Source organism: Mesobacillus sp. (assembly GCF_049588175.1).
Classification (GTDB): Bacteria; Bacillota; Bacilli; order Bacillales; family Cytobacillaceae; genus Mesobacillus.
This window is the reverse complement of the sequence record NZ_JBAVFI010000209.1, coordinates 1-4,989: the sequence shown is the minus strand read 5'-3', so window position 1 is coordinate 4,989 and position 4,989 is coordinate 1. Positions and strand designations below refer to the sequence as shown.

4 protein-coding genes and 2 pseudogenes are annotated in these 4,989 nt (G+C 40.3%); 3 read left to right on the top strand and 3 right to left on the bottom strand.

Annotated elements, in window-relative coordinates; translation table 11 throughout:
- Nucleotides 1–186: pseudogene (locus WB217_RS05310) on the bottom strand (oligoendopeptidase F); the annotation flags it as partial.
- A 188-nt stretch (nucleotides 187–374) separates the two neighbouring features.
- Here WB217_RS05310 and WB217_RS05305 point away from each other — a divergent pair.
- The gene (locus WB217_RS05305) at nucleotides 375–2,012 is read left to right on the top strand and encodes an ATP-binding protein (protein ID WP_423991343.1); all 1,638 of its coding nucleotides are present in this window, start codon (nucleotides 375–377) and stop codon (nucleotides 2,010–2,012) included.
- Between the two features lie 63 nt (nucleotides 2,013–2,075).
- On the opposite strand, the gene WB217_RS05300 is transcribed toward WB217_RS05305, so the two are convergent.
- Nucleotides 2,076–3,248 carry an MFS transporter gene (locus WB217_RS05300; protein ID WP_423991341.1) on the bottom strand — a complete coding sequence of 391 codons (1,173 nt, stop codon included), beginning with the start codon at nucleotides 3,246–3,248 and terminating at the stop codon, nucleotides 2,076–2,078.
- Nucleotides 3,249–3,681: 433 nt separating this feature from the next.
- Here WB217_RS05300 and WB217_RS05295 point away from each other — a divergent pair, with 433 nt between their 5' ends.
- Together WB217_RS05295 and WB217_RS05290 are read left to right on the top strand one after the other, a co-directional pair.
- Nucleotides 3,682–4,149: a DUF2243 domain-containing protein gene (locus WB217_RS05295; RefSeq protein ID WP_423991339.1), complete on the top strand. Its 468-nt coding sequence runs from the start codon at nucleotides 3,682–3,684 to the stop codon at nucleotides 4,147–4,149.
- 23 nt (nucleotides 4,150–4,172) lie between these two features.
- On the top strand, nucleotides 4,173–4,622 hold the full coding sequence (locus WB217_RS05290; RefSeq protein WP_423991337.1) for a hypothetical protein: 450 nt from the start codon (nucleotides 4,173–4,175) through the stop codon (nucleotides 4,620–4,622).
- A 4-nt stretch (nucleotides 4,623–4,626) separates the two neighbouring features.
- Here the strand turns inward: WB217_RS05290 and WB217_RS05285 are convergent.
- A pseudogene (locus WB217_RS05285) lies at nucleotides 4,627–4,989 on the bottom strand (hypothetical protein); the annotation flags it as partial.

The following is a 4,989-nucleotide window of genomic DNA, read 5'->3' as shown; positions in this document are numbered from 1 at the left end:
TTCTAATAATGCCTTTGGTCCTGTATGTAAAGTGCCTTTAAATCCTGCGAATTTAGTTATTTCTGCTTGAATATCCTCAAGAGCGGCTTCCCAAGCCTTGTCAGAAACGTATAAATCATCAAGATTCCATGTAGACTCAACGGGTACCTCTGAACGGACAAGACGTTTTTCAACTGTTTTATTCAATATAATCTCCTCCTTTTGTATCCTTATAATACTACGAAATACGAAATAATGTTAGAAGGTTATTCGAATAATTAAAATATTATAAACCTTATAATATTATTCTTAAAGAAATATATAGAAAAGATTGATGGACTGGTTTATTATTGGTTTGAATATTATGAAAATTATTATATACAGGTGGGAGTAAAATGATTTTACTAGACTATATGATAAATCTCTCCATTTTTTCGCTCATGGTCAGCACACCATTAATCATACGTTCTTTCATAAATCATAAGCCGCTTAAGCAGCTGCGTCTTTGGGCGGCGTTATATGCGGGTATTGTTTCCTCGATTCTCGTTGGGCTTTCCTTCGAGGAACAAGGTTATTCGTATGATATCCGCTATGCAATCCTTATTTTAGTATTTGCTTATCTGGGACCTGCAGCAGGGCTTATAACCGGAAGTTTTACGTTGATCAGCAGATTAATGGCAAGCGACAATTGGCTTCCTGCCATTGTTGGCTGGCTGATCATCATGTTTTTTTTCACACTGATAAATATGCGATATTCGCATCTTAAACCAGCTAAAAGAACTGGAATCCTGGCTGGCTCCTATATTGTTATTTATGTTTTGACGGTGCCTTTGCTGTTTAACGTATTTAGAGATAATTTCGGCTTTCACTTTCAGTACTTGCTGTTTATTATGCTAGGAGTCATGATTGGCGGATTGCTAATAGAGTCATATGAAAATTTATATAGAATCATTACAGAAAAGAAGAACATGGAGAAAACACTTGAAGAGAGCGAGGCAAAATACCGCCTTATCGCTGAAAATACATCGGATCTTATTATGGTGATGGATAAAGAAAACGGAATAAGCTATTTTTCACCCTCCCATGAAATCGTTTTAGGGTACAAGGTTTCTGAACTTCAAAGCGTGGAGCTTTGTCAGTTGATTCATCCTGATGATGTTCATCCTTTTGCTAAAACAATCGAAAATATATTTGAAAATAATGAATCTCTATCTGTCGAATTTCGATTTTTGCACCATGAAGGCCATTGGATAGAATTTGAATCCCGCTGTATGCCTGTGATTGGAGAAGAAGGGGTGATTGAGCATATTGTCATGATCAGCAGGGATATTTCAGAACGGAAAAAAGCGGAAGAGATTCTTTTGCAATCGGAGAAGCTGTCGATTGTCGGAGAGCTGGCAGCAGGTGTTGCCCATGAAATCCGCAACCCGCTTACAACGATTAAAGGGTTTGTCCAGCTTTATAAAAAAGAAAATAGTTCGATTGAATTTAATGACTTGCTTCTCAGTGAGCTGGAACGAATCGAAACGATTACAAGTGAAATGCTGACACTTGGTAAACCCCAGGCCATTCAGCTTAATCGGGCGAATTTACGGGATGTAATTGAAAACACGGTTGAACTGTTATCTCCACAGGCAAATATGAAAGATATCCAATTCATCCAGAAGTGCGAAGACACAGACTTTGTTATTACTTGCGAGAAGAATCAAATCAAGCAGGTGTTCCTGAACATTTTCAAAAATGCGATGGAGGCAATGCCAGAGGGTGGGGACATCGAAATAAGCCTGAAGAAAGGCGAGAATGAGGACTGTGTTATTTCCGTAAAAGACCAAGGATGCGGAATCCCAGAAGAATTGCTGCCGCGTTTAGGTGAGCCTTTTTACACATTGAAGGAAAAGGGAACAGGGCTGGGACTGATGATTTGCCATAAAATTATAAAACAGCACCAGGGGATTATTTCTTATCAAAGCACGCTAAACGAGGGTACCTTGATTGAGATTCACTTGCCTTTAGCGAGCAAAATTTTTGAATGAGGTAATATTAAGGTCGAGGTATAGAGAAGGAGGGTGGCAATCGATGCCACCCTCCTTTCTAATTTAAACGTTCAATGAATGGGAGTTTTTCATTCGTGATTGATAGATTTGGTAAAGAACCAAGGCGATACCTGATAATATAATCCCTGAAATATATGGCATGCCGATGGCAATTGAGAACAGCCATCCGCCTAATGGCGGACCAATGATCCTGCCAAGTGAATCGAAGGACGATAAAAGGCCCGTTGTGCTCCCGTGTCCCGCGGTAGATTTCTTTGTCAGCAGAGAGGATACGCTTGGGCGGATTAGTCCGTTGCCAACGCCAAATATCGTTAAAAAGAGAGCAGCAGTTCCAAATCCTTTAATCAGCAGGATTAAGGCAAAGCCAACCGCTGAAATGAGGATTCCCAGCTGGATAACTGTACCTTCTCCCAGCTTTTTGGTCATCCTTCCTACTAAACCACCCTGGACAATGGCTCCTGCAAGTCCCATGATCATGAAAATATAGCCTAGCTGCACTGAGCCAAGCCCAGCTTTTTCAGCAGCAAAATAAGCGAATGTTGCCTCAAGTCCTGATAAGCTCAGAGATACGAATAATTGCAGCACGAACAAAACAGAAACAGGGCCGTTAAAGGCCTTCAATAAAGATGTCCTTTCCTTTGCCTGACTGTTGCGCTCCTCAATGGAAAGTGATTCTTTCAGGACGAAGGTGACGAGCAGGAATGTGATCAGGGAGGTAGCCCCTGCAAGATAGAATGGCATGTTCAGGCTGGACTGCGAAAAAATGCCGCCGATCGCAGGCCCGAATATAAAACCAAGTCCTACTGAAGCTCCAATGATTCCCATTCCTTTTCCGCGATCTTCTTCAGAAGTGATGTCAGCCACATAGGCCATGACAGTCGGCATATTTGCGGAAGACAAAAGACCGCCAATGATCCGCGCTGCAAAAAGCATCCATAGCTCTGTAGAAAGGGCCATCAAGAAAAAGGAGAGTGACAGTCCAATAATGCCAATCATGATGACTGGCTTCCTGCCAATCCTGTCAGAAACTCGTCCCCACATTGGAGCAAACAGAAGCTGCATCAAGGAATAGACAGCCATCAACAATCCCAGCTGAGTGGGGCTAGCTCCAATTTCCTCCGCATAAAAAGGCATGACCGGAATGATGATCCCAAATCCGACCATTACAAGGAACATGACTAAAAATAAAATAGGCAGAGCCTTTTTTGTATTCATTAACTTATTCACTCCAGTTTTTCAGCTATATAGTTGGTTTATTAAAAACTATTGAAAAAGGGCTTCAAGGCGTCTATGGAACACTTTTATACCTCAAGTTGATGAGTGTGTATTGTTATCTCTAAATAGGCACCTTCGTCGATTTACTCATAACTAGACAAGTTAATCCCTATACGGTATTCATTGTAATGCAACGGGCTCCTCCTCAGATGACAATAGCCTAGATTATTTAAAGGGAAACGCTAAAAACAACAATAATGTAAAGTATATCAGAAAGCATGAAAGGGTACCTAAAAGAGAATCTGAAAATGCATGGAAATGTTTCCTTAGAAGGGAATTGAACAACCAATCCTCCAGTACCTAAAAGTTTAGTTTTTGTTAAATATGGAAATAATATTCAAAAGTTTTGAATATACAGGGGGGAGTTTTGACTGTGAGTCCTAAAACGAAAAGAAATTTCCTGCGCATAGGCAGTTTCGTCCTGGGTTTAGGTTTTATGGGAGCGATGGATGGCATCATCTTTCACCAGTTATTGCAATGGCATAGTGTGATCATGCAGACAGATCGTCCAGGACAGATTGTAAGTGATGGCATATTCCACTTTGGTGTAACGATTGCATTAGTAATCGGCGGGATTCTTTTGTGGCTAGCCGGGAGACCGTCAGATATTACTAGAGGGGTTAGGATTCTTGTAGGCAGCTTTTTAACAGGGGCTGGTACTTTTAACTTGGTAGAAGGTGTTGTGAACCATCATCTTTTGAAAATCCACCGTGTAAAGCCGGGGGACCCTAATGCATTAATGTATGACCTTGCTTTTCTTGCACTAGGCTTATTGCTGGTAATCATTGGGGAGCTAGTCAGGAAAAAGGGACAACAATCTGGCCGTACAATAGACCTATAATGGGCAAGATGGAGACAGATTCAATGTACAGATTTGTTAGTTTTACCGTCATATTCTCATTTGTGTCAGTCATGTTATATTTCCATAATCAAAATGGACACGATCAGGCTTCGAACCATGGTGAGGCACACAAGCATGAAGAAGTGTCCATTCCCTCAGGTGAGCAAATTCCTTCAATTGAAGGATCTGTAAAAAAAGATCATTCAGGTTCTTGGCTGCTTCATATCATGACAGATAATTTTAAGTTCACTCCAGAAAAAGCTGGTCTTAATGAAGTCAACTATAGCGAGGGGCACGCACATTTGTATGTGAATGGGGAAAAATTAAACAGGCTGTACGGAAACTACTATAACTTAGGTGAACTTGAACCGGGTACATATCATATTAAAGTAACGCTTAATGCCAATAACCATGGGATCTTTACGGTTGATGGGCAGGAAATCGCCTATCATAAAAAACTTAAAATCAAATGAAAATTCATGGATGCCATTTGGCATCTTTTTTACTGGGACGAACCGAGGCGATCAGCGATCTTGCATGGAGTGATTTCACCAGCTTGAAAAACAAGATTGTCAAAGGCTGGACTATTAAATAAACAGGAAGCGAATAGTATGGGCTCCAATTCTTATACTGTAAAAATTCAATATAGGAGGTAGAGACTATCCTTTCAAAAAGGACACCGCCAATAGAACAAAAAATGATATATAGAACAAGACGCAGCCCTTTTAGCTGAAACTTGTCATATAAATAGATAAACAAATAGCCAAAAGGTGCATAAGGGATATAAGAGAATAAATCAAAAAGCTCATATTTACCCGTATCCATTATGTCGTAGAAATC